Source organism: Chitinophaga polysaccharea (genome assembly GCF_902150045.1).
Taxonomy (GTDB): domain Bacteria; phylum Bacteroidota; class Bacteroidia; order Chitinophagales; family Chitinophagaceae; genus Chitinophaga; species Chitinophaga polysaccharea_A.
The window spans coordinates 14,672-40,063 of record NZ_CABFVU010000006.1 but is presented as its reverse complement, the minus strand read 5'-3'; the positions used below and the strand labels follow the sequence as shown (position 1 = coordinate 40,063).

The 25,392-nt window shown below is 47.7% G+C and carries 20 protein-coding genes; 2 read left to right on the top strand and 18 right to left on the bottom strand.

All coding sequences use genetic code 11. The features are described from left to right. Window position 1 precedes the first annotated feature (1 nt). From FN124_RS30150 to FN124_RS30105, 10 genes are all read right to left on the bottom strand, one after another. Entirely contained in the window at window positions 2–1,096 is a 1,095-nt protein-coding gene (locus tag FN124_RS30150; protein ID WP_142688525.1) for a polysaccharide pyruvyl transferase family protein, read from the bottom strand. After that, on the bottom strand, window positions 1,093–2,613 hold the full coding sequence (locus FN124_RS30145; RefSeq protein ID WP_142688524.1) for an oligosaccharide flippase family protein: 1,521 nt from the start codon (window positions 2,611–2,613) through the stop codon (window positions 1,093–1,095). Before FN124_RS30145 ends, FN124_RS30150 begins: the two co-directional genes overlap by 4 nt. A 51-nt stretch (window positions 2,614–2,664) precedes the next feature. Continuing rightward, window positions 2,665–3,978, bottom strand: coding sequence for a nucleotide sugar dehydrogenase (locus tag FN124_RS30140; RefSeq protein WP_142688523.1), 1,314 nt, complete (start codon window positions 3,976–3,978; stop codon window positions 2,665–2,667). Window positions 3,979–4,105: 127 nt separating this feature from the next. Beyond that, entirely contained in the window at window positions 4,106–6,499 is a 2,394-nt protein-coding gene (locus FN124_RS30135; protein WP_142688522.1) for a GumC family protein, read from the bottom strand. A 17-nt stretch (window positions 6,500–6,516) separates the two neighbouring features. After that, entirely contained in the window at window positions 6,517–7,332 is an 816-nt protein-coding gene (locus FN124_RS30130; RefSeq protein ID WP_142688521.1) for a polysaccharide biosynthesis/export family protein, read from the bottom strand. 42 nt (window positions 7,333–7,374) lie between these two features. Beyond that, complete coding sequence (locus tag FN124_RS30125) at window positions 7,375–9,177, bottom strand: polysaccharide biosynthesis protein (RefSeq protein WP_260607627.1); 1,803 nt, start codon at window positions 9,175–9,177, stop codon at window positions 7,375–7,377. 952 nt (window positions 9,178–10,129) lie between these two features. Then, entirely contained in the window at window positions 10,130–10,702 is a 573-nt protein-coding gene (locus FN124_RS30120; protein WP_142688520.1) for a LutC/YkgG family protein, read from the bottom strand. Then, the gene (locus tag FN124_RS30115; RefSeq protein WP_142688519.1) at window positions 10,699–12,075 is read right to left on the bottom strand and encodes a lactate utilization protein B; all 1,377 of its coding nucleotides are present in this window, start codon (window positions 12,073–12,075) and stop codon (window positions 10,699–10,701) included. The genes FN124_RS30120 and FN124_RS30115 overlap by 4 nt, the downstream gene beginning before the upstream one ends. Beyond that, window positions 12,056–12,811: a (Fe-S)-binding protein gene (locus tag FN124_RS30110; RefSeq protein ID WP_142688518.1), complete on the bottom strand. Its 756-nt coding sequence runs from the start codon at window positions 12,809–12,811 to the stop codon at window positions 12,056–12,058. Before FN124_RS30110 ends, FN124_RS30115 begins: the two co-directional genes overlap by 20 nt. 582 nt (window positions 12,812–13,393) lie before the next feature. Next, entirely contained in the window at window positions 13,394–15,640 is a 2,247-nt protein-coding gene (locus FN124_RS30105) for a helix-turn-helix domain-containing protein (RefSeq protein ID WP_142688517.1), read from the bottom strand. A gap of 118 nt (window positions 15,641–15,758) precedes the next feature. Here FN124_RS30105 and FN124_RS30100 point away from each other — a divergent pair, with 118 nt between their 5' ends. Beyond that, window positions 15,759–16,712, top strand: a complete 954-nt coding sequence (locus FN124_RS30100) for a nitrilase family protein (protein ID WP_142688516.1) — start codon at window positions 15,759–15,761, stop codon at window positions 16,710–16,712. Between the two features lie 368 nt (window positions 16,713–17,080). Here FN124_RS30100 and FN124_RS30095 read toward each other — a convergent pair whose 3' ends face one another. The 3 genes from FN124_RS30095 to FN124_RS30085 all read right to left on the bottom strand — a co-directional run bounded on the left by FN124_RS30095 (window position 17,081) and on the right by FN124_RS30085 (window position 18,213). Beyond that, window positions 17,081–17,359, bottom strand: a complete 279-nt coding sequence (locus FN124_RS30095) for a hypothetical protein (RefSeq protein ID WP_142688515.1) — start codon at window positions 17,357–17,359, stop codon at window positions 17,081–17,083. Continuing rightward, window positions 17,308–17,799: a hypothetical protein gene (locus FN124_RS30090; RefSeq protein ID WP_142688514.1), complete on the bottom strand. Its 492-nt coding sequence runs from the start codon at window positions 17,797–17,799 to the stop codon at window positions 17,308–17,310. The genes FN124_RS30095 and FN124_RS30090 overlap by 52 nt, the downstream gene beginning before the upstream one ends. Window positions 17,800–18,021: 222 nt before the next feature. Further along, window positions 18,022–18,213: a cold-shock protein gene (locus tag FN124_RS30085; RefSeq protein ID WP_079472790.1), complete on the bottom strand. Its 192-nt coding sequence runs from the start codon at window positions 18,211–18,213 to the stop codon at window positions 18,022–18,024. A gap of 260 nt (window positions 18,214–18,473) precedes the next feature. Here FN124_RS30085 and FN124_RS30080 point away from each other — a divergent pair, with 260 nt between their 5' ends. Next, window positions 18,474–19,757: an MFS transporter gene (locus FN124_RS30080; protein WP_142688513.1), complete on the top strand. Its 1,284-nt coding sequence runs from the start codon at window positions 18,474–18,476 to the stop codon at window positions 19,755–19,757. Here the strand turns inward: FN124_RS30080 and rpiA are convergent. Genes rpiA through FN124_RS30055 form a run of 5 tightly spaced genes read right to left on the bottom strand, consistent with a single transcriptional unit; the run spans window position 19,723 to window position 25,229 of the window. After that, the gene (rpiA, locus tag FN124_RS30075; RefSeq protein ID WP_142688512.1) at window positions 19,723–20,424 is read right to left on the bottom strand and encodes a ribose-5-phosphate isomerase RpiA; all 702 of its coding nucleotides are present in this window, start codon (window positions 20,422–20,424) and stop codon (window positions 19,723–19,725) included. The two genes, FN124_RS30080 and rpiA, sit on opposite strands and share 35 nt — an antisense overlap. 27 nt (window positions 20,425–20,451) lie before the next feature. Then, window positions 20,452–21,696, bottom strand: a complete 1,245-nt coding sequence (locus FN124_RS30070; RefSeq protein WP_142688511.1) for an NAD(P)/FAD-dependent oxidoreductase — start codon at window positions 21,694–21,696, stop codon at window positions 20,452–20,454. 11 nt (window positions 21,697–21,707) lie between these two features. Then, entirely contained in the window at window positions 21,708–22,709 is a 1,002-nt protein-coding gene (locus FN124_RS30065; protein WP_142688510.1) for a 4-hydroxyproline epimerase, read from the bottom strand. 10 nt (window positions 22,710–22,719) lie between these two features. Then, on the bottom strand, window positions 22,720–24,309 hold the full coding sequence (locus FN124_RS30060) for an aldehyde dehydrogenase (NADP(+)) (protein WP_142688509.1): 1,590 nt from the start codon (window positions 24,307–24,309) through the stop codon (window positions 22,720–22,722). After that, complete coding sequence (locus FN124_RS30055; RefSeq protein ID WP_142688508.1) at window positions 24,306–25,229, bottom strand: dihydrodipicolinate synthase family protein; 924 nt, start codon at window positions 25,227–25,229, stop codon at window positions 24,306–24,308. Before FN124_RS30055 ends, FN124_RS30060 begins: the two co-directional genes overlap by 4 nt. Window positions 25,230–25,392: the final 163 nt, after the last annotated feature.

The window sequence follows — 25,392 nt, the reverse complement described above, 5'->3', positions numbered from 1 at the left end:
GCTATAGTTTTACATCATTGAGCATCAGATCATTAAATGTTCCCCGGATTTTCCTGCTGTATTCTGTAGGCTGATTTCCCGGTAAAATATACTCCTGGTGAAAAGATTTCAATTTCTGTGAAATGAGGTAAGCCTTTACTGTGCATTGATGTTTCATTGCCAGTATAAGTGCATGCATTCTCCCGGAATACACGTCTGATGCCGATTGGTATAACTGTTTCAGATCATCTACGGAAGATAGCCTGGCTACGGGCAACTCCAGGTGGTAATTCAGTTTTACATAATTACGGAAAGCAATCGTTTCCGCTGCGTCAGTAATGGTAGTATAAAACAATTCTACCTGCAATCCTGCATCCAGGTACCCTTTCACTACGGTAAACCATTCTTCATAATAATCTGCATTCGTTTTGCCGGGCTGATTATATTTTGCAAACACCTCGTTAAAGCTGGTGATTCCCACCAATGCTTTCCTGTTATTATTTTCTTTTTCAACCCGGTTCTTACCACTGTAAAAGGCTATATCCGGTGTAAGCACGGCTTTATGGCCAAATTTCTCAAACAGGGATGCTTTTGAATAAGTGTCCCTCACCCAGATGAGATCTGCCTCTGACAAAGCTTTAGAGAAAAGCCGTTGTTCCTTTGGATTGAAAGTAGTGCCCACTCCTACGCCAATGATATACAGTTTTGCACGGGTAAGCTTTTTTACCAGTCGCGTCCACCAGTACATGGCAATAGCGAAACGGCTGGGATATTCTTTCCCGGAAGATTCAATCAGTTGTCCCCCGCCGATCACCACGATATCGTAATTTCCCTTACGCAATTTTGCGCGGATATGTTTATAGTTAATGGCGATCCAGTACAGACCCGCCATTTTCAATTTTGCTTTTTTGGCGAATGACAGCGCTGGTGGCGCTATGGCAGTTGTTCCTCCTGCCAGGTAATTATATGCCGGCATACTGCTCATACCTGGATTGGTGAAATAGGCAAAATCAGTACTAAAATCACTATCCCGTAATAAACTGGTCATGCTTTCACGGATAGCCTGATCACCCAGATTATTGGAAAATCCTTCATTAATGATTAACGCCTTTTTCATATTTGTCTTCTTATCAATTTTCCGATCAACGATCGCTGCTCTTTATTTAAACTTATAAACCAGGCGAATGGAATACTGCAAACGCCAATCGCCACCGCCGATATCATCAGTCCTCCCCAGGAACCCGGCAGCATGAATTTCCGGCAGCACCAGGACAACAGCAATACCCATACAAATAACCCACATCCTCTCAGAATAGCAGGATAGTAAAACCACGGTTTCTGTTCCAGTATCCTTGCAGCATACGTAGGTGAAAAAATTAAATTTTTCACTGTGAGTAGTATTGCCGATACAATGGCCACGCTGTAGATCCCCCAGTTAAAGTATTTAATGACCAAAATGCCCAATACCAGGTTCAGTATACCACAGAAAAAAGAAGTGAGCCCTGGTATCTTCACTTTATTATATACCGAATTGATAGACAATATGGGCAATACCGACAGGTTAAAGATCAGATGCCCGGTTAGCAGGATCATCAGCGGATAAAAATGCACGAATTTTTCGCCTACCCACAACCGGAGGATCACATCCGAATAAGCAACGATAATGCCTATTGGGATAGCCAGTACCAGGCCCATTGCGACCACCGAATATTTCGAGAACTTCAGCAGGTTACTGAAATCCTTATCTGCATAATACTTATATACCACGGGGGTAAATATGGCTACAAATACACCTGCAAAAGAGCGTAATAATGTATGCCATTGCGCTACTGTGCTGAATTCCCCCGTAGCTGTAGCCCCATAATACTGATTCAGCAGAATGATGTCAATATTAATAAAGAGCAAAGTACCGATCTGGTTAATCACCAGCCAGAAACTCATAGAAGCCACATATCTTACTATCTTCTTATCAAAACTGGCAATCTGCAATTTCAAAAATGGAAATTTGCGGATGATCCAGATCAGCGCTGTCACAAAAGATACCAGTGAAGCCATAAAAAAGGCAATCCCTATCAGGCTCAACTTTGCGGAAGCATTCAGCAATAAAAAGATCAGCACTGTTCTCACCACTATCTCCAGGATGGCAATGATACGCTGGATATAAATTTTATTTGACGCAAATGCCGGTACCAGGAAAAGCCCGCGAATAAAGGTGAGCACGAAAGAGGTAATAATGGCAATGAACACCCACCTCATTTCTCCCACTGCATATCCACGATAGCTGATGATGCTGTCTATTTTATATAAGAACCAGCCTATCAGGGGCAGGAGGGCAACTATCAGCAGTATGGCGGAAATAATAGAGGAAGAATAGATAGCGTTTGACGACGCATGATCCTCCTTTCTCATAGCCAATGTAAAGTTCCTTCCTACCGCCGCATCAATAGCGATGGTTATAATGGACAGGTATGAACTGAAAGAAGTAGCCAATGCTATGATACCATAGCCATCCACACCAATCTTCGCTATATAAAACGGTACAACAACCAGCCCCAGTAAAATATTTAAAACCAGAGCCAGGAAGTTCGTCCCTAAATTTAGCGACATCTCATAGCTCACCCCTTTCGTTGACATCAAATATCAATTTCCAAATTATTCATATATATATTTCCACGTTAACAGCTCTTAGAGCCTGCCATCTACCAGGCTTCTATCTACACAAGCTTTGGTATCAAAAATGACCCCGTTGTTACGTCTGTATTTCAGGTAATCAAAGGTTAAAAACTCTTTATGTGCTACTGCTACGATGATAGCGTCGTAAACAGAGGCTTTATCGATGGCGTTTGAGATCTTCAAACCGTATTCTTCTTCTACTTCCGCGGGGTCGGCCCATGGATCATAGATATCTACTTCCAGGCCGAATTGTTTCAACTCATGGTAGATATCCACTACGCGGGTATTACGTACATCCGGGCAGTTTTCTTTAAAGGTAATACCCATAATGAGCGCTCTTGAGCCTTTGATCTTATGATCTTTGTCGATCATCAGCTTCACCACCTTATTAGCAACGAAATGTCCGATATGATCATTTACCCGGCGACCGGACAGGATCACCTGCGGGTGATAGCCTACAGATTCCGCTTTGTGGGCGAGATAATAAGGATCTACGCCAATACAATGACCACCTACCAATCCTGGCTTATATTTCAGGAAGTTCCATTTGGTACCTGCTGCGTCAATAACATCGTTGGTATCGATACCGATCTTATCAAAGATCAACGCCAGTTCATTCACAAATGAGATGTTCACATCCCGCTGGGCATTTTCAATAGCCTTGGAAGCTTCAGCCACTTTCAGGCTTGGCGCCTTGTGGGTACCCGCTTCTATAATGGAACCATACAGGGCGTCTACCTTGTCTGCTATTTCAGGGGTAGATCCGCTGGTTACTTTTTTGATCTTTGTAAGGGTATTTACTTTATCGCCCGGGTTTATTCTTTCCGGGGAATATCCTGCAAAGAAATCAACGTTATATTTCAGACCTGATACTTTTTCCAGTACCGGCACGCAGTCTTCTTCTGTACAGCCGGGGTAAACGGTAGACTCATAAATAACCAGGTCCCCTTTTTTCAGGATGCGGCCCAGCATCTCAGACGCTTTAATGAGAGGACGGAGGTCCGGCGCCTTATAAACATCGATCGGTGTAGGAACAGTTACGATAAAGGTATTATACTTTTTCAGATCATCTACATTGGACGAAAAAGCAAGCCCGATATCAGACTTCTGTGCGGCTTTAAGGGCTATCACGGCGTTCAGATCGTCGAGATTAGCCTCCCTGGTACGGTCGGTACCTGCAGCCAGTTCATTTACCCTTTCCTTGTTGATATCAAAACCCAATACATCGTATTTTTTGCCAAATTCAATTGCTAACGGCAAACCAACATAGCCCAGGCCTATAACGGCAAGATGGATATTCTCAACGCTGTTGTTAATCTTCACCATAAAATATTTGTCTGTCTTTTGTTTTTTTTAAGTCTTTTAATATTATCCTGCAATCCATCCAACTGATAAGTACAGGGTTCTTGGGCCCAATGGCGATGTATACACGAATATACATAATATCGTAATGCTATTTCCCGTTCAGGACTGCCCGTCTTTTCCACTTACCCAGGAATCCCTTTCCGGTAGCGGGTTCATTACCATAACCGTAGCCATAACCGTAGCCATAGCCATAACCGTAGGCACTCTTATTCTTCACGTCATTAATGACAATATTTATCCGGGGCAACTTTCGTTGCTGGTACAGATCTTTGGTGATCTGCAGTTGCTGTTTGAACGTAAAGCCGTGGCGAACCAGGTATAGCGTGGCATCCGCAAAGCGGCCCAGCACCTGTGCATCTGTAACCAGCCCTATAGGCGCCGAGTCGATGATGATATAGTCAAAACGCTCATTCAGTTCTTTGAACAACGCTTCCGTTCTTGATTGCAACAATAATTCTGTAGGATTCGGAGGAATTGGACCGGAACTAATGATCCAGCAATTCTCATGAATCCCTGACGGTCTGATAAGCGTTTCCATGGAAGTTTTCCCGATCGCATAGGTGCTAAATCCTTCGTGATTGGGCAGGCCCAGGCGCTCCGCGATTTTAGGTTTACGCAGGTCCATTTCCATTAATACCACTTTCTTTCCTGAAAGTGCCAGGATGGCGGCCAGGTTGGTAGATACAAAGGACTTCCCTTCTCCTCCCATACTGGAAGTAACGATCACTGATTTATTGCTGATATCGGACAGCACAAACTGGAGATTAGTCCTTAAAGCCCGGAACTGTTCTGCTACAGGAGTGCGGGAATCCGCTTTAGTGACGATCATATTTGTTGAACTATGGCCTATTTCTGCCAGTACCGGCACCGGTGTGTTGCTGGTAATGTCCTGCTTATTCAGTATCCTTCTGCTTAACAGCTCCCTCATATACAGGTATCCGGCCGGAAGGGCCATTCCGAGCACCAATCCCAGCAGGAAGATGAGTATACGTTTGGGCTTAAAGGGCAGTGCATCGCTTTTTGCGTCATCAATGATACGGGCAATGGCCAGGTTGGAGGTTTTGGAAATCGCCGACTCTTCCCTTTTCTTCAGGAGGAACAGGTAAAGTTCCTGTTTGATGGCCTGCTGACGGGAAATATCCAGGAATACTCTTTCCTTGGCTGGCACCTGCCGGATCTTCTGGTTCAGGGCATTCGCATTCTTCTGCTGCTCCTCGATGCCCACCTGGATACCTTTTTTCAGGGAAGCCAGGTTGCTTAACAGATCTGAACGGATGCCTGCCAGCTGCTGATCCATATTTACCACCACCGGGTTGGTGGGGGTACTGGACATCAGCTGCCGCTCCCTTTCAAGTTGCAGGGTGTTATAACGTTGCACCAGTCCTACAAAAGTAGGGTCCTGTACGATCAGGGAAGAAGGCACTACCCTTTTGTTATTTTCAGTATCACGCATGTATTGTTCAAGCGATTCCACCACATTTAGCTGCACCTGTTGTTCAAGCAGTTGCTTGCGGGCATCGCCGGTACCTTCTACCAGCAATTTGGATTGCGACTCAATATCCGCCAGTTCATTCTCCTGCTTAAACTGTTGTATGTTCTTTTCAACCCCGGATAATTCCTGTGTTACAATCACAAGCCGGTTATCGATAAATGCAATGGTACTGTCGGCGATACGGTTTTTATCTTCCACACTTGCTTTCAGATAAGTTGTAAGCAGGTTGTTCAGCACCTTCTCCCCCTTTTCAGGGATCCGTGCATTTAAACTGAGGTCTATGGTGCTCACCTGCTTGTTGGGGATACGCACATCCAGCAGGAGCTGGTAGTTTGCCGTAGTTTCATCCACAGAAGCTACCTTGATGGTGTAAGCAGACTGGGTAAAAGGAAATTCTGTACGGGTTATTTTTGCCACGCCTTCCGGGAGATGAAGTGTGTCATTCCAGGATGCCGTACGGGTTTCTTTTTTACCAGACAGCTCAAACTTGTCATTTCCCACAGGTGAAATAACATAGGAGGTCTTATTAATAGTATCGTTGAGGGAAAGCCATTGCAGGGAAAAAGGCAGATTTCCATATTGCTCTGTTTCCTTCACCCTTCCATCCACAAAATATGATGTATTCAGTTGCAGATTGTTCACCACTTTCTGCATCAGCGTACGTGATTTCAATATTTCCACTTCATTGTCCACGCTACTTTTATTGGAAAAAACTTCCAACTGTTGCAGTATTTCCTGACCCGGGATATCCCCGCCTTTCTGATCATCCTTCACTAATACTTTAGCGCTGATCTTATAACTTGGAGTGGCATAACGGAGATACAACCACGCAGCTGCCACACCTGTTATGATAAAAATAACAAACAGGTACCAATGCCTCATCAGGGTATCCAGCATATAACGGGGGTTGATCCCGCTATCTTTTTCCGGTTCCCTTGCCTCGTGCCCATTTAAATGAGCAGCGTGATTCGTAAAGATATGCTCTGGCATATTGTCTTATTAAAAATTTAAAAATTAATTCTCGATACCGCCACGATCAGCAATGATAATACAGATGCCAGGATTGAAATACGTTTTACCTGTGCAAAGTCTGTACTGGACACCTTCGACTTGTTGGGTTCCACGTACACCACATCTCCCTGGCGCAGGTAAAAATAGGGAGAGGAAAAAATATTGCTCTGATTCAGATTTAATCTTACAAACTCTTTCTTACCATTGTTATCCCTTATCAACAAGACGTTTTCTCTTTTCCCATAGATGGTAAGATCACCTGCTGCACCCAATGCGTCCAGCAAGGTCACTTTTTCATTCGGCATCACGTAGGTAGATGGTTTATTTACTTCTCCCAACACTGTGATCTTAAAATTCGCAAACCGCACATTTACAACCGGGTCCTTATAATAAGTAGCCGCTATTGTTTTAATCTCATCTCTCACACTATCGGTAGTTTTTCCCCGCACCATAATCTTACCGATCAGGGGCAGTACCACATATCCGTCTTTATCTACCAGGTAACCGCTTGCAGCGGTGACAGCTGGCGCAACAGCCGTGTTGCCGCTTACCGGTACAGCGCCGGCGGATTGGTTCAGCATGGCAGTAGCTGCCGGATCCAGGGTTTGGATGGTTATCTGCAGGATATCATCTGCCTGGATTAAGGGCGTTGAATATGCTGCCTGTTGAATTTCCTGCTGTTTGATAGTATCCGGTACATCTCTGAAATAGGTAATGTTTTTTGGCGCCGAACAGGAAGTGATAAACAAGGTGACCACTCCCGATAACATGATTAATAATCCTTTAAAATCCCTGATAGATCGCTCACACATAATTGATGCTCTTGTTTCTTATTAGTAATGAATACCGGATGATCAGATGATCATCTTTCCCTTATCGAGTTCTTCATAAGCAGAATTTTTGCTGATGAATTCTGGCACCAATTGCTTCATCATAGCCACGGTTGGCGTGAGATAATGTTTCCTGGCGGATTCAATCAGTTGGTTTACCTGCTCGTTCACCTCGGTAAAATCAGATGCACGTACTTTTGCTATCATAATTTTTTCGTGGTAGGTGGGAAGTGTATTCTCTGCGTTATTTAATAATTCTTCATATAGCTTTTCCCCCGGGCGTAGTCCGGTGAAAACGATTTGTATGTCTTTCCCCGGCTCTTTGCCGGACATGCGGATCATTTTACGTGCCAGTTCGGCAATCTTCATGGGCTTGCCCATGTCAAACACGAATATTTCACCGCCCTTCCCCATAGAACCAGCTTCCAGTACCAGCTGACAAGCCTCTGGGATAGTCATGAAATAACGGGTTATATCAGGATGTGTTACAGTTAAAGGTCCGCCTTTTTCCAGTTGTTGTTTGAAACGTGGAATTACCGATCCGTTAGATCCCAGCACATTGCCGAAACGGGTAGTGATGAAACGGGTGGGTGGTGTACCATACACTGGGCCCATTTTCTGGTATTTTTCGTTCAGATGATTATTGAAGGACTGTGAAAAGATCTCAGCAATACGTTTGGAGGCGCCCATTACATTAGTTGGGTTTACCGCTTTATCTGTAGACACCATTACAAATTTTTCCGCGCCATATTCCACTGCCAGCTCTGCTACTATTTTAGTGCCCAATACATTATTCATCACTGCAATAGATGGATTCTTCTCCATCATTGGCACATGCTTATAAGCAGCAGCGTGATAAACGATAACAGGCGCATAAATTTCGAACAGCTGCTGCATTCTTACCCGGTCGCACACATTACCGATAAACGGGATCACCTGTGCGCCGGTTGTAACTTCCGCCAATTCAAGCTCCAGTTCATGCAATGGTGATTCTGCCTTATCACAAAGAATGACCACTGATGGATCATACTTCATCACCTGTCTTACAATTTCACTGCCAATAGAACCAGCGGCACCTGTAACCAGGATACTTTTCCCTTTCAGTTCTTTGCTGAGCTGCTTGTTTTTGATGTCGATAACAGATCTTTCAAGAAGATCTTCTATATTGATATCCTTCAGCTGGATACCGTTATTGGCGTTACCTTCTGTCCACTGGCTCACGGGAATGATTTTTTGTACACGTATATTTAATGACATACATTCTTCTACGAGTTCATTAAGATGTTCCCTGTCCAGGTGATCTTCCGGGATCAACAACAACGTTGCTTTTGCCTGTTTTACCAGCTTATACAATTCTCCTTTGCGGGAAGCATAAATAGGCAGTCCTTCAAGTGATTTACCTGCATGAGCATTAGTGTCTGCCAGGAAAGCCGTAATGCGGATATCTGAATCCGGATCATCGCTGATAGCTTTCCGTAGCATGAGGCTGGAATGTCCTGTATAATAGATAGCGGCCCGGGTCCTGTTAACCGCGCGGAAATTATTATAATACTTGAAGATCCATTTCACCAGAAGGCGATAGGACAACAGCAGGAAAGAGCTGATAAAGAAATTAATCAGGATAACAGACATAGGGAAGAGCGTCTGTTCCGGGTCAAGCAGGTAGCTGTACCCGATAGCCAGGTATATTCCACAGCTGATAACATTCAATGCTGCGATACGCCCGATATCTGCCAGGCTGGTAAAACGTACTATTCCCCTGTAAGTATGCAGCAGTAATGATAATATGAGCGTGACAGCTCCTGTAAGCAACGCTATTTTCCCCAATGGATACAAGACTATAGCAGATGCATCAAAATTCAGTCTCAGGAGAAAGGCTAAATTGATTGCGATGACAGAGCACCCCAGGTCTAATAGCAAAATCAGCCACGACGGGGTAATCCATGATGAATTACGCACCATAGGTTCAATTAATAAGATATGGTTATTAATAAATACAAACTCGCCTGTTCAACTCAGTCGCGCAAGTTTCAAGGTTTTCATAGAGGCGCTTTGTCAAATACAGGACGGAAAAACTAATTGACTACAATCTCTCTTTCGGTTTTCAAAGTTAGCGCAAGATAATTACTAAAAGTGAAAACTTCTGTTATGAAAAGGTAAACTGTTGAAAAAAAATTCACCTTTTAATGCTACCGAAAAATCAATAGTACAAAACATTTCCGCACCACTTTAACAAAAGCGATAATGAAAACTGTTTCCCGGTTTGTCGTCTTAAACACTGATCAGTTGGCACATACGACAAATAACCTCTCCGGATAAACGAAAATTGCGGATCAGCCAATCATGCTGTCCATTTTATCGGCTAGTAAAGAAATTTTCCCTGTGATGCGACATTGGTGGTGATGCACCTGGAACTTTTGCTGCAACGACGCGCTACGCCGCCGCTCTAAAGTGTTAAATAGATGATACATGGTCTTTCAATTTTTCTGGTTAACGCAGCTGCTAAATATGGCTATATAATAATATGGTTAAAAAATCACTGCGTTATCGGTTCTTTGCAACGCACGCAATTGAACAAACACCATACCAATCTCGGGGCTTCATTTAATTTCCCGGCCTAAAGTTAATGAAGTATTTATTATACTGCATCAATTGTTAAAAAATAACGAAAATATACTTTAATAAATGCCCGGTCAGGATACCTTACAATAAACGGCCTCACCAGTAAGTGGTGAGGCCGTTTATTGTAACTAACGTAACCGTGTATACGTAAAAGATATTATGCTTCTGTAATGAATACCACCAGGCTCTTTGCCCCGTGTGCCCCCAGCACCAGCGACTGTTCTATATCTGCTGTTTTGGAAGGACCGGCAATGAATACCCCGAAGCCGTTTTGCGGGGCCCCTATCTTTTCATACGCCTCATGCATAGTAGGCAGTATCCTGCTTTTAGGCAACACAATGGCCAGGTGCTGACAGATGAAGGGTAACACCCTTACCTGCACCTCCTGTTCAGTTAGCCAGATAGCGCCGTTCTCGGCTACCCCCCATAGACCGGGCACAACCGCCATATCCACATTTTCCAGCAGGTGCGGATCTTCGTTTATCCATGCACGTTCATTGCTTCCTATTGTAATGATACGCTGCAGATGCGGGTAATGTTCTGCCAGTAAAGCGGGTATCTCCTTTTCGTCCTTTACTTCGAATAAGCTGCCGCCTAATCCCTCCAGCACCTTGCGGTAAGCCTCCAGGGTACCAGGCATGGAACCGGATAATCCTTCCAGGGATGGCAATACGGATGCCTCCGGTTGATGCTGCTTGACAGCGGCTAAGATCTGTTCCCTGCTACTCATGATTTCTTATTTTTTTCATACCACTGGGAAAACGACTGCGCCGGGGGAGCAGGCATTTCCCGTTGTTTATACCAGGGATTTAAACGGTTATTTACCATACCAGGAAAAGCACGCATTACCCAGCGACCCATTTTTCCGGCAGCGCGATAAGTGCGTGGAGCAGATAATACCCCGCTCATCATCTTCATCCCCGCCGTTTTTGAGGCCGTGGTATGCCCTTCCTTTACCAGCACCTGCCTCCACTTATACAATTGCTGGTGAATATCAATTTTCACCGGGCATACGTTAGAGCAGGAGCCGCATAGCGTAGACGCAAAGGGCAGATCCGCATAATCCTTCATATCCAGGTTGGGAGCCAGGATAGCGCCAATAGGCCCCGCTACGGCGGTATGATAGCTATGCCCCCCGCTGCGGCGGTATACCGGGCAGGTGTTCATACAGGCCCCGCAACGGATACACTTCAGTGAATTCCGGAAATCCTCCCGGCCCAGTTGCCTCGACCGGCCATTATCTACCAGTACTATATGCAGTTCCTGCCCGGCACGGGGCTGCCTGAAATGGCTGGAATAGGTAGTAATAGGCTGACCGGTAGCGCTGCGTGCCAGCAGGCGCAGGAACACCCCCAGGTGTTTCCGCTGGGGGATTATTTTCTCAATGCCCATGCAGGCAATATGTATATCTGCCAGGTGTGCGCCCATATCGGCGTTTCCTTCATTGGTGCATACCACCATTTCACCGGTTTCCGCGACGGCGAAATTCACGCCTGTAACGGCGGCTTTGGCCTGCAGGAACTCTTTCCTGAGATGCTGCCTCGCGGCAGCGGTGAGGAACTGGGGATCTGCATTACCGGCGGGAGTGCCCAGGTGCTCATGGAACAACTCTCCTATTTCCTCTTTCTTTTTATGGATACAGGGCAGTACAATATGACTGGGCGGCTCTTTAGCGAGCTGTACAATCCGTTCTCCCAGGTCCGTATCAATTACTTCTATGCCATTGGCCGCGAGGTGCGGGTTGAGATGACACTCTTCCGTAAGCATGGATTTACTTTTCACGAGGTGGCGTACACCATGCTGCTGCAATATACCCGTTACTATCCGGTTATGCTCTGCTGCATCCGCTGCCCAATGTACAATGGCGCCGTTCTGTGTGGCCTGTTGCTCAAACTGTATAAGATACTCATACAGGTTGCCCAGGGCGTTCCGTTTGATGGCGGAAGCGGTGTCCCGCAACTGTTCCCATTCAGGGATGCTCCGGGCCATTTTATCACGCTTGGCGCGTACCCACCAGAGGGTTTGGTCGTGCCAGTCGACCCGGGGCTCATTTTCGTTGAACCTGTCTGCCAGCGTGGCGTGATCAGCTGTTTGCCTGTTCATGGATATTCTGATTGAGGATTTCTGCAATATGCATCACTTTCACACCGGCATGCTGCCGACGTAAAATGCCTTCCATGTGCATGAGGCAACTCACATCCGTTCCGGTGATCACCTCAGCGCCATGTTTAACGTGATCGACTACACGATCTTTACCCATTTTTACGGATACTGCTTCTTCCGTAACGCAGAAAGTGCCGCCAAAGCCGCAGCATTCATCCTGCCTGTCGAGCGGTACCAGCTCCACTCCTTCCACCATACGCAGCAGCTTTTCCGGTTTGGAGAAAGGCGCTGCCACCAGTTCGCTCATCTGGGCCAGGCCAAGGCCCCGCTGACCATGACAGCTCTGGTGCAGCCCTACTTTACAAGGGAAGCGGGCCGGCAGGTTTTGTACCCTGAGCACATCCGTAAGGAATTCTGTAAGTTCGTATATCCGTTCCCGGATATGCGTGGCAGCTGTTTCTGCTGCAGGATCGTGCAAATGATCTTTGATATGCAGCACACAACTGCCGGAGGGACCTACAATATAATCGTAGTCAGCAAAATTCTTGATGAACAGGCTATTACATTGGTGTGTAAGATGCTCGTATCCTGAATTGGCCATTGGCTGGCCGCAACAGGTTTGTCCCTGCGGGTATTCCACTTCACAGCCCAGTTTTTCCAGCAACTGCAGCGTGGCAATGCCTACCTGCGGGTAGAACTGGTCGATATAACATGGTATAAATAATCCTACTTTCACGGGCAAAGTATTTAAATGATCATTGCTGACCTGCAAATTTAGCGGGCAACACAACAGTAATCCTCCCTCTTTTTTACCGGTTACTGGCTTAATTTTCACTGCTACAAATTAATACAGCGGTTGGAGGTTGGCAACCCGGTCTGTCCTGCTAAGCGTTATGTGGATTTTGCCTGGCTGATTACCCCGGTTTTGTTTTTGGGGGCCTGGGCTGGGCATATGCAAAAACTAATACCGGTGTAAGGCATCCTGCGGAGTCTTGCTGTTATATTTATGCATCGTCTGAAAGTAAGATAAACTTACCCTTTTGATACGCCGTATTTATCAGGATGCAATTATATACGGGTTAAGTACGGGTAATATCCGGCGCAACTATGGGTTAAACTGGGAGTATCCATACTGAAGCTATGCTTTTCCCATGCTTTAAGCTGTTCTGTCTGTACAGCATACATTCCATTGTTTTTTCCCGGTATAGGTTATCTCTTACAGTTAAAATCCAGGAAATAATCCTCTCTCTTAGCTCAAATCCTGTAAGATCCGGCACGATCCAACCAGACAAATCAGCTTAACCATCATACTCCCAGGTCAGACAACCTTCGCATCGTTCATAATTTGTTCTTCCTGTTTCTTTTTGAGGTACCATTGCACCACGCGGATCTCTGCGAAGGTGGCAGCATCGCCTACTCTTTCCTTGATGGGGCCTGCGGCGGTAGCGCCTAGCTCCCCGATGTGTTTAAGGATAAGGCGCATGGTGCTTTCCTTCACAAAACGGTTGATATCCATTTCGCCGGCTTCCACGCATTGGGCCAGGTGGCTTTCAATGGTGCTGATAGCCAGCTGCCGCGCAGTGGCAATATCGGCAATGGATTTGCCTGCAAGGTACAATTCCAGTGTGCCGCGACGGCTGCTTCCTTTTTCCACTTTGCCTTTGGCGGCTTTCTCCTTGCCGGCAGGAACCTGGGCGTTAGCAGCATCTGCTTCTCTTAGTTTGGTGTAGTCTTTCAGACCGGTGGTGAAATCAAGATCGGCATAAGCCACTTCCCACACATGGCGCAGCTTATTCCAGCAATCGGCTTCGAGGGCCATAAGCTGAAGGAGATATTTTTTCGACTTCGCTTTTTTGACATCGGCAATATGCGCCTGTAAAGGCTGTATAAGATCTTCGTATATGCTTTGGGTAAAGTAGCCAATGGCTTTGTTCACCCTTTGCTGCAGCTGTTCCATTTCGCCGGTTTGTACGGCGGTATCCAGCAGCTGGTGCAGCTGGGTGACGAACCTGGCCGCCACTTCGTGCTGCTGCTCTGCTTTGGCCGATAAGCTACGGCTTAACTTAATGGCGGCGTCGAAGTCGGGCAGTTTCTTATCCTGGATCCATACAGCATGACTGCGGATAGCAGCCTGCATACGGTACCAGTCGAACTGCTGCAACAGCGATGTAGCCTGGAATTTCTTCTTCTCCATTTCCAGGAGCACCACCAGTTCATTGGCTTCATTCTCTTTTTCTGCGAATTCAATCACCTGCCGGTCCGTTTTGATGCTGCCATGCCCGATGCGGGAATGCAGAACCAGTCCGTCGAGCGAAGTACAGCGACTGAGCGCTACGTATACCTGTCCGGGTGCGAAGGCGTACCCTGCATCTATAATGGCGCGCTCGAAGGTAAGCCCCTGGCTTTTGTGGATAGTGATGGCCCAGGCCAGGCGTATGGGAAATTGCGTGAAGCTGCCTATTTCTTCTTCTTCAATACTGTTTTCATCCTGGTTGTAGGAGTAGCGGATGTTTCGCCAGGTTTCCTTGCCCAGTTTCAGCTCTTCATGGGAACCTGCCAGCACCAGCATGATTTCCTCATCGTTGATCTCCTTTACAGTGGCTATTTTGCCATTATAATAGCGGCGGGGCTGCGCCAGGTCGTTTTTGAGGAACATTACCTGGGCGCCTACCTTTAACTGCAGCAGTAATTCAGTTGGCAGTGCCTTGTCGCTGAAATCGCCTTCAATTTTTCCTTCGAAGCGATATACCTTCCCCGGCATGTCTGCCAGGCGCCGGGCATTGATCTCATCTGCCTTCCGGTTATGGGTGGTGAGCACAATGTATTCTTCATCTTCTCCCGTAAAGTTCGGGCGGTAATGTTCATTCAGCAACTGCAGGTCATCATGCAGCACTTCGTTATTGCGGATCCTGTTCAGCACCTCAATAAAATGCTGTTCATTCTGCCGGTAAATTTTCTTTAGTTCAATATACAGCGGCGGCGCCTGTTCTATTACTTTAGCTGCAAAGAAAAAGGTACTGTTGTAGTACTCGGAGAGCATGCGCCATTCCGCATCGGGCACTACGGGCGGGAGCTGGTAAAGATCCCCGATGAACAATACCTGCACACCACCAAAAGGCAGCAGTGGTTTATTACGGAAGTGACGCAGGATCACGTCGATGGCATCCAGCATATCGCATCGCACCATACTCACCTCGTCAATGATCAGTAATTCCATTTCCTGTAGCAATACTTTTTTATCGTTGGTAAAACGAATATTGCGGAACAGGCCATGTTTATCCGTACTGCTGATTTCATCTGATCCAAACCCTCTTTTTGTGCCCGGGATAAAAGGTCCGAAAGGCAGCTGGAAAAAAGAGTGCATGGTAACACCACCGGCGTTGATGGCGGCCACTCCAGTGGGCGCTACTACTACCGTGTTTTTACGCGTATGTTCTTTGATATATTTCAGGAACGTAGTTTTCCCTGTACCGGCCTTGCCGGTAAGGAAGATATGGCGGTGTGTATGGTTTATGAAATCTGCCGCCAGGTGAAAGATAGTATTTGTATTATCCGGTTGGGGCATCTGTTGTTGAATTGAAAGGGCAATATACAGAAAAAGTGGTGAAAAGCGCGGGGATATTGCGTGTAATGAAATACAGTATCTTCGTTTTTCATTCTGCCTGCAAAAAAATTTTATTCATATGAACGATCTTAAAATTGCTACTGCACAATTTGAAAACAGGAGCAACGACAAGTCATACAATCTGGGTGTGATCCGGGAATTATCCAGGCAGGCTGCTGCAGATGGCGCAGATGCCGTAGCATTCCATGAGTGCTCCGTGACCGGTTATACTTTTGCCAGGAATTTATCGCGGGAACAGATGCTGGAGCTGGCTGAGATCATCCCCGAAGGACCATCTGTCAGGGCACTGCAGGAAATCGCCGCCGAAAATGATATTGCCGTACTGACGGGATTATTTGAGAAAGACGCCAATGATAATTTATTCAAGGCCTATGTATGTGTAGATAAAAACGGGCTCGTGGCAAAATACAGGAAGTTGCATCCGTTCATCAACCCGCATCTGCAGCCGGGGAATGAGTATGTGATCTTTGATCTGAAGGGATGGAAATGCAGCATGCTGATCTGTTATGATAACAATATTACGGAGAATGTACGTGCCACGGCCCTGCTGGGCGCAGAGGTCATTTTCATGCCGCATGTAACCATGTGTACGCCATCTACCCGGCCCGGTGCGGGTTTTGTAGACCCGGCGCTCTGGGAAAAGCGGCGGGAAGACCCTACTTCGCTGCGACTGGAATTTGATGGTATGAAAGGGCGCGCCTGGCTCATGAAATGGCTGCCGGCCCGTGCATACGACAATGCCGTGTACGCCGTTTTCTCCAATCCCATAGGTATGGATGACGACCAGCTGAAAAATGGCTGTTCCATGATCATTGATCCTTTTGGCGATATAATAGCAGAGTGCAGAAAGCTTGATAACGACGTAGTAACGGCAACGCTTACACGAAATAAGCTTACCGAGGCCGGCGGGTACCGGTACCGGCTGGCACGGCGGCCCGATTTATATGGGGAAGTGATTGCTGCAGCGCATACACCTGTACAAAAGGTGGTATGGTTGCAGGAGAAGCCGTAAAACGATATGACGGACCAGTGGTATAAACACTTGATAATTTAAACAAAATCATAATACAAATAAAAAAGCGGGGATGGCTGCGGATTTTATCGGTTTCACCGGAAATAAAACCACTAATTCCGGCTAACTGGTTATCTTTGTGGCCCTGACCCCGTTTACAAAGCTTTAAAATAACCCGTTTTTTAGCTTCTTGTATAAAGGAACCGCTCCCTCGTGGAGCGGTTTTTTGTTTTAGGGAGATAATGAGCCGGGGAGATATACCGTATGGCGATAGTAACCTGTTTCAGGGAGATGATGGGCTGGGAGATATATAGCGATAGTGTGGGGATTGCCTGGCGCATATATACATCGTGCAGGGCACGTGGAGTTTACGCGGAGGGGAGGTGGACTTGACCAGGTAATGCCTTACCGGAAAGGGTTTTGGCAGATTTCCGCGGCCTGGATATCGCAGGAACTACCAGCATGATATCGGCGGCATTGTGGCGGTGGCTGGCCAGGGCGAACTGGCTAAGGGAGGCAGTTACCTGTAATATGTGCAGCAATGTTCCGCTGCCACGGAGGTTTATTGGCAGTTCGGCGCCATTAAAGGGCTCATTCAAATCAAGGGTAACGGTACGGGCAAAACTGCCGAGTATTCGCTGTTGCATAAAGCTGATGCGCACCGCAATGGCGGTGATGTGGAGGTGAGTGGCATTCCCTGAGGAGGCAGCTTCTGTGCGGGTATGTACCATATTCCGTTGGGCATTAACACCGGTTGTGTACAGAAAAACTGCGACACAGCAGTACGCTTATTGAACCGGAAGCCGCGGATGTCCTCCAGGCGGGTTTTCCCGGTCCTGATCATCGCTTTGTTCAGGCGGTTTACGGAGGTGTTATCCGGTATCATATCCAGCAGCGGGGCGGTAGCCTGCCGGATCGGCTTTGCATTGCGGCTGGCAATGCCGAACTCTTGGGCCGACTGCCGCGTAGCAGGCGTTTGCTGCACCTTTTGCGGCATAGCGCGGATAAAGTATTTCCCGTTCCTCCGGTATCCTACCTGGTTTTCCAGCTTACCGGTAAAAAGAGCGATCCCTGTTTGTTTGGCCATATGGTATTACATCTGTTTCTATAAAATTACGAAAACAGGCAGGGCGGGAAAACAGGCAAAAGCAATTGAACAAAATGTACAAAGGAAAGCTGTTCGTTTTGTAAGTAGTTCGTGGAAATGGTCTGTCGCCTCCGCAAACACGCTATCCCAACAGGGAGCATATGCATAAAAAAACCGCCCTGGCAAAGCCAGCGCGGTCATAACGAACTATTATAAAATAAATTATGCCAGTCTTACGTTAACAGCATTCGGGCCTTTTCTACCTTCTTCCACGTCGAATACTACGCGGTCATTTTCGCCGATGCTTTCTTTGATACCGGATACGTGAACAAAAATTTCTTGTCCTGAACCTTCGATTTTAATGAATCCAAAACCTTTAGCTTCATTAAAAAATTTTACTACACCTGTTTGCATTATATTTAATATTTAATTGTGAACGTGTTCTCGCCATTATTACATCAGGCGGCTACCTGGGCAACTAGAAGAAAAACTGTAAGAAAAAGCTGAGTGTGAGAGGTGATCTACCAACAGAATTGAACTACATTATCTTTAAGAAGCGGTACGAAGATAGGTGATTTATTGTATACAACCCTAATTTATTTTAAACTTTTTCTTCGCTATAGTGGGCCTGCTGGCTCATAATTCCACTATTAAAATATATTTTCGCGTCATATATGAAACATCCTGACGCATGGCGGATAAAAGCCATATTAACTGGCTCTGCCGGAAACCTTGTTGAATGGTACGATTGGTACATTTACGCCACGTTCTCGCTTTACTTCGCGCCGGTCTTTTTCCCGAAGGGCAGTTATACCGCCCAGTTGCTCAATACTGCGGCCATATTTGCAGTGGGTTTCCTCATGAGGCCCATTGGTGGCTGGATGTTTGGCCGTATTGCCGATAAACAGGGACGTAAGGCCTCCATGACGCTGTCTGTGTTGCTGATGTCGCTGGGATCGCTGCTCATTGCCTTTACTCCTTCCTATAACAGTATTAGCCTGGCGGCGCCGGCTCTGCTGCTGATTGCCCGTTTATTACAGGGGCTCAGTGTGGGTGGCGAATACGGTACCTCCGCTACCTATCTCAGCGAAGTGGCTACCAGGGACCTGAGGGGCTTTTACTCCAGTTTCCAGTATGTAACGCTGATAGGCGGACAGCTGGTAGCGCTGGGCGTACAGATGCTGTTACAAAAGGTATTTCTCAGCCCTGAACAGCTGCATGAATGGGGATGGCGGATACCCTTTGTGATCGGGGCCGCGCTGGCTTTTTTTGCGTTGTACCTGCGCCGGCATATGCAGGAATCCACTTCTTTCGAAAAAATAAAAACAACAAAAGATAAAGGCTCCCTGAAGCTGCTGTTCCGAAAGCATCCCAGGGCGGCGCTCACTGTAGTGGGATTAACCATGGGCGGTACGCTGGCGTTTTATACCTACACCACGTATATGCAGAAGTTCCTGGTAAACACCGTACACCTGACCATAGAACACGCCACTACCCTCACCTTCTTCCTCATGCTCATCTTTGCCATTCTGCAACCGCTTTTCGGCTGGATATCAGACATCTATGGCCGGAAGCCTTTACTGATAGGATTTGGCGTGGCGGGCACCCTGCTCACCGTTCCCATACTCACCGGCATCAGCCATGCTACGTCGGAATGGATCGCCTTCTGGCTTATTTTACTGGCGCTCGTGATCGTGAGCGGCTATACGTCTATTAATGCAGTGGTAAAAGCGGAATTGTTTCCTGCAGAAGTGCGGGCGCTGGGCGTTGGATTCCCTTATGCTATCACCGTGGCCCTTTTTGGAGGAACAGCCGAACCTATTGCATTATACTTTAAAAAAGCCGGTTACGAACCATTGTATTACTGGTACGTAACCGGGTGTATCTTTATTTCCCTGCTGGTATATGCAACTTCGCGGGATACTAAAAAGACGTCTTTGCTTGATAAGGATGCGTGATTTCCCGGACGGAGCCATCGGCGTTGCCGATGATGAGCCGGGTGGCATAATGAAGAAACAACCCGTTTTCCACTACACCGGGAATGTTGTTCAGCTGTGTATGCAGCGCTGCCGCGTTATGGATCTTTTCGTAGTGGCAATCGAGGATATAGTTGCCATTGTCTGTTACAAAGCGGTTGTTGTCCTTTAAGCGCAAAACAGGATGGGCGCCCTGTGCTGCCAGCAGCTTAAAGGTTAGTTCCCATCCAAAAGTGGTTACTTCCACCGGCAAAGGGAATTTACCAAGGTGCTTCACCAGTTTCTTATCGTCTATTACCACCAGCATTTCTTTGGAGGCTGCGGCAATGATCTTTTCGCGCAGTAAAGCACCGCCACCGCCTTTAATCAGCTGCAGCTGTGCGTCTGCTTCATCTGCCCCATCTATATCAATATCTATCTGCTCTATTTTATCAAAATCCACCAGGGGGATCTGCTGTTCTATGGCCAGCTGTTCCGACTGTGCGGAGGTGGCCACGGCCTTTATTTCAAGGCCCGCCCTAACTAACTCGCCTATACGTAAAATGGTATAATACGCTGTGCTGCCGGTACCCAAACCAACGGTCATACCCGGCTTAATATATTCAGCAGCTTTTTCGCCTGCTGCTTTTTTACCGATATCTGTTTGCATGGAACAAATATAGCTATTCACTGTTAGCTAACGATATCTTGCGGGAGAAAATGCATTGATATCAATACTTGTTTTACCGTTATTGGCCAGTTCCGCCAACAGCTTGCCGGTTGCAGGTCCCAGGCTGAGGCCCATCATAGCATGACCGGCGCCCATCAGCAGGTTGGTGTAGGCGGGCGCATAGCCGATATAGGGTAAGCCATCGGGCGAGCAGGGGCGGCAGCCGCTCCATACCTGTTTTTTGTCGGGCATTTGTACCGGGAGATTGGGGAAATAACGGTTCACCGAATCTACGATCCCTGCCACGCGGTTCATATTTACCTGTTCGTTTACCGGCGCCACTTCCATGGTACCGCCGTAGCGCAGGCGTTTACCCATGGGCGTTAGCGCCACCCGCGCTTCGCAGAGGATAGCAGGGATATTGAGATTTACGGCCGGGGAATCCAGTGTAACCGAATAGCCTTTACCCGGCATCATGGGCAGCTGCATACCCGCCAAACGGGCCACCGCCGGGCTCCAGGAGCCGGCCGCCAACACAAATACATCGGCTGTATGTGTTTCCTGACCGGTGATCACTGCCGTTACTTTATTACCGTTGGTCTTTATTTTTGTTACCTCCCGTTCCGGCAGGAACTGCACCTGCTTTTGCTGCAGGTATTGTTTCAGCTGCTGCATGAGGTCATTCGGATAAAGGTGCCCGTCGCAACGGTAATGCACGCCTCCCAGCACATCCAGCTGCAGCTGTGGTTCCAGCGCCTGTAATGCAGCTTTATCCAGCACTGCTGCATCGAGGCCAATGGTGTTGGCCTGTGCAGCGAGGTGGGCTTCTTCTTCCGCAACAGCCTCCGTTTTATAGTACATGATGATGCCTTTGCGCTCCAATCCGAAGTTGAACCCGGGTTGTTGCGCCAGCGATGTATATAAAGAGCGACTGAAAATATTAATATCCAGCAGCGGCTTTGCTGAAGCTTCCACATGCTTTGCCGTGGCGCTTTTCATAAATTTCAGTCCCCAGCCGATAAGTTGTTTGTTCAGCGATGGCTTTACATAGAACGGGCTTTTGCTGCTGAACATCCACCTGATGCCCTGTGATATAATACCCGGCGCCGCCAGTGGAACAAAGTGACTGGGCACAATCATGCCCAGGTTACCATAGGAGCAGTTGTTATTAAAATCTCCTTTATCGAGCACGGTTACTTCCCACCCGCTTTCGTTCAGATAATAAGCGGTACAAAGGCCGATAATCCCACCACCGATGACGATTGCTTTCATGTTTAAATAAATTAGATCACCTGGAATCCGTGTACATACGGGTCTTCATCGTCCAGTATAATAGTGTTGTAGCCGGTTACCATTGCCCAGCCTTCTATGCCCGGTACAATAGCGGGTTTTCCGCCAATGGTGGTTTCTTCTTCAATGGTGCCGATGAATTGGGAGCCGATGATGCTTTCATGGATGAAGCGGTCGCTCTTCTTCAATTTTCCTTTGGCATGCCATTGCGCCATTCTTGCGGAGGTGCCTGTGCCACAGGGAGAGCGGTCGATGGCTTTATCGCCGTAGAACACCGCGTTACGCGCAGTGGCTTCCGGGCTGATAGTAGCGCCGGTCCACAGGATATGGCTTAATCCTTTGATATGCTCATTTTCAGGATGCACGAACGAATACTTTTCGTTTAGTCTTTTCCGTAGTTCGCGGCTCCACGACACCAGCTGGTCTGCCGTATGGTGCTCCAGTCCTTTGAAATGCTCCTGCGGGTCTACAATTGCGTAGAAGTTACCGCCGTAGGCCACATCTACCTTCAGCAATCCAAGATCAGGACATTCTACTTCCAGGTTTTCGGAGTCGAGAAAAGATTTTACATTGGTGAGCTTTACCGACTTCACCTTCTTCCCTTCCCTGACGTAACTCACCAGTACCAGTCCTGCAGGTGTTTCCAGCCGCAGCTGTCCCGGTACCTTGGGATTGATCAAGCCTTGTTCAATGGCGATGGTCACCGTACCAATGGTACCATGACCGCACATAGGCAAACAGCCGCTGGTTTCAATATATAATACGCCTGTATCGTTTGCTTCATCGGAAGGCGGGTAAAGGATACTGCCGCTCATCATATCATGGCCGCGGGGCTCAAACATGAGCCCTTTACGGATCCAGTCGAATTCCCGGAGAAAATGCAGGCGTTTCTCCATCATGTTGTTTCCCTTCAGCGGCGGGCCGCCTCCGGCAACCAGTCGGACCGGGTTGCCGCAGGTATGCGCATCTATGCAAAAAAAAGTATTGGTCGACATATTCAATATTTTAACTACTAACGGCGTCTTTTGTCAACTGACCGTTTATTTTTCTCCAGATACCCAACGGGTTGCCATCTTTCAGTGCATCCGGAAGCAGCTGCTGTGGCCAGTCCTGGAAGCATAATGGCCTTGCGAAACGTACGATTGCCGAAGCGCCTACAGATGTGCTCCGTATATCCGTGGTAGCGGGGAACGGGCCGCCGTGATGCATGGCATAACCTGGTTCTACGCCGGTGGGCACATTGTTGAGGATCACCCTGCCGGCTTTCTGGCAAAGGGTTTCCACTGCTGCTGCGTATGTTTGCAGGTCCGCATCCGTGGCCATTACCGTGCCTGTTAGCTGACCATGTAAATGTAACAACAAGTTTAATAGTTCCGTATCATCTTTACACACAACCAATAGTGAAGAAGGCCCGAATACTTCCTGCTGTAGTTCATCGCTGGCTATAAAATCCTGTGCCGCCACCCGATAGAGGGCCGGAGATCCTTTGACAGCGCTTTTCTCCGGCGGACCGGCAAACAGTGTTTGCACACCTTTCCTGCGCGCCAGTTGTTCCCTGTTCTCATAATAGTGATAGCAGATACCGGGATTGAGCATGGCAGCAGGTTGGATAGCCGCCATTTCCTTTTGCAGCGCAGCAGCAAACTGTTCTGTAGCCTCACCCGCCAAAGCAATGAGCAGGCCGGGGTTGGTGCAGAACTGTCCTGTGCCCAGTGTAATAGATTGGGCGTATTGCTGTGCTGTTTGTTGCGCAGCTTCCTCCAGTTTGCCTGGCAGCAACAATACCGGGTTAATACTGCCCATCTCCGCGTATACGGGAATGGGCTCTGCCCGTTGGTTCACTGCATCGAAGATAGCGGTACCTGCTTTGAAGGAGCCGGTGAAGCCGATGGCTTTGATACCCGGATGTTTTACCAGTTGCTGGCCCAGCAATGCGCCGGCGCCGTTCAGGCTGGAAAACACACCATCCGGCATACCGCAGGCCTGTGCTGCTCTTTGTATAGCGGCGGCCACCAGTTCATTTGTGCCCAGGTGTGATTCATGGGCTTTCACGATCACCGGGTTTCCGGCCGCCAGTGCTGAAGCAGTATCGCCACCGGCAGTAGAAAATGCCAGCGGGAAATTGCTGGCAGGGAATACGAGAACCGGGCCAAGCGGCACCAGCATTTTTCGTATATCCGCCCGCGGTAGCGGTGTACGTTCCGGTTGCGCAGGATCTATGACTGCTTCCACCCAAGACCCTTCCCGAAGTACTGCTGCAAACAGGCGAAGCTGATTTGCTGTGCGCATACGCTCGCCGGTGATGCGGGCCAGCGGCAGGCCGGATTCAGCCACCGCCCTTTCCAGCAGCGGATCACCGACAGCAAGAATTTCTGTGGCGATGGCTTCCAGGAACTGTGCGCGTTGTTCAGGGGAAGTATGACGGTATATTTTGAAGGCCGCCGTAGCTTTTTCCACTGCCTGGTTTACTTCCTCCGTTGTAGCAGTTAAAAACGTTTCCGGCAGTACCGTATTGCTAACGGGATCGAATGCACGAAGTGTATCCGTTCCCGTTGCAACTGTTGCGAAACCTATGATATTTTTGCCTGTTATCATGCAGGAAGTTTTAAATAATCCGGCAATTGGGGGCGATTAGCCAATGCCGTTGTAATTACATTTTCCGCGTAGGCCAGGTTGGCTCCTACCGGGATTAAGCGGGGTGCGCGCACATATGTGCTGCCGATGCCTGTGGCAGCAGCTGCAAGCTTGATATACTGTACCAGTTTGGGATCGATGTCCAGTTCCAGCAGCGGCATGAACCAGCGGTAAATAGCCAGTGCTTCCGCGATACGGCCTGCTTTTACGAGGCGGTAAATGGCTACTGTTTCCCGTGGGAAAGCGTCTACCAGTCCGGCTACCCAGCCATTGGCGCCCAGTACCAGGCATTCCAGCGCCAGTGTGTCTACACCGCAGAGAATACTGAAACGGTTGCCAAAGCGGTTGATCATGCGGGTTACATTAGTGGTATCCCGTGTAGATTCTTTTACTGCCTGGATATTAGGCGCTTTGGCCAGTTCCTCAAACATATCCAGGGTAACCAGGATCTTATAGTCCACCGGGTTGTTATAGATCATGATTGGTAAAGACGTGCCGCCTGCAACTGCGAGGAAGTAGGCAACCGTTTCGCGGTCGTCTGCCTTATAACGCATGGGAGGCAGCAGCATGAGCCCTGCTGCACCGGCTTCCTCCGCGGCTTTTGCGCAGGCAATAGCAGCAGATGTGGTTTGTTCAGCGATGTTCATCACTACCGGTACTTTACCGGCCAGGAAAGCTACTGCATGCCGCACGAGCGCATACTTTTCTTCATTCAGTAAACTACTGGCTTCTCCCAGCGAGCCGCCAAGGATAATACCATTAACACCTGCATCGATCTGTGCCTGCAGGTTTTTGTCGAACATCTCATAATCAATATGATCATCCGCAGTAAAAGGGGTAAGCAGTGCGGGAAATACGCCTTGCCAGTTAATTGCTGCCATTTTCCTATCTTTTTTATGTCAACAAAAATAGCCGTGGAGGCCCGATAGCACGCTGCTGTAATTAATCAATAGTGTGCAGATTTTAACCGAAAAAATCCTTTTTCCCACGCTATTTAAAAAATATCCGCGTACTATCATCCATGCTTATTTTTGGAAATCTAGC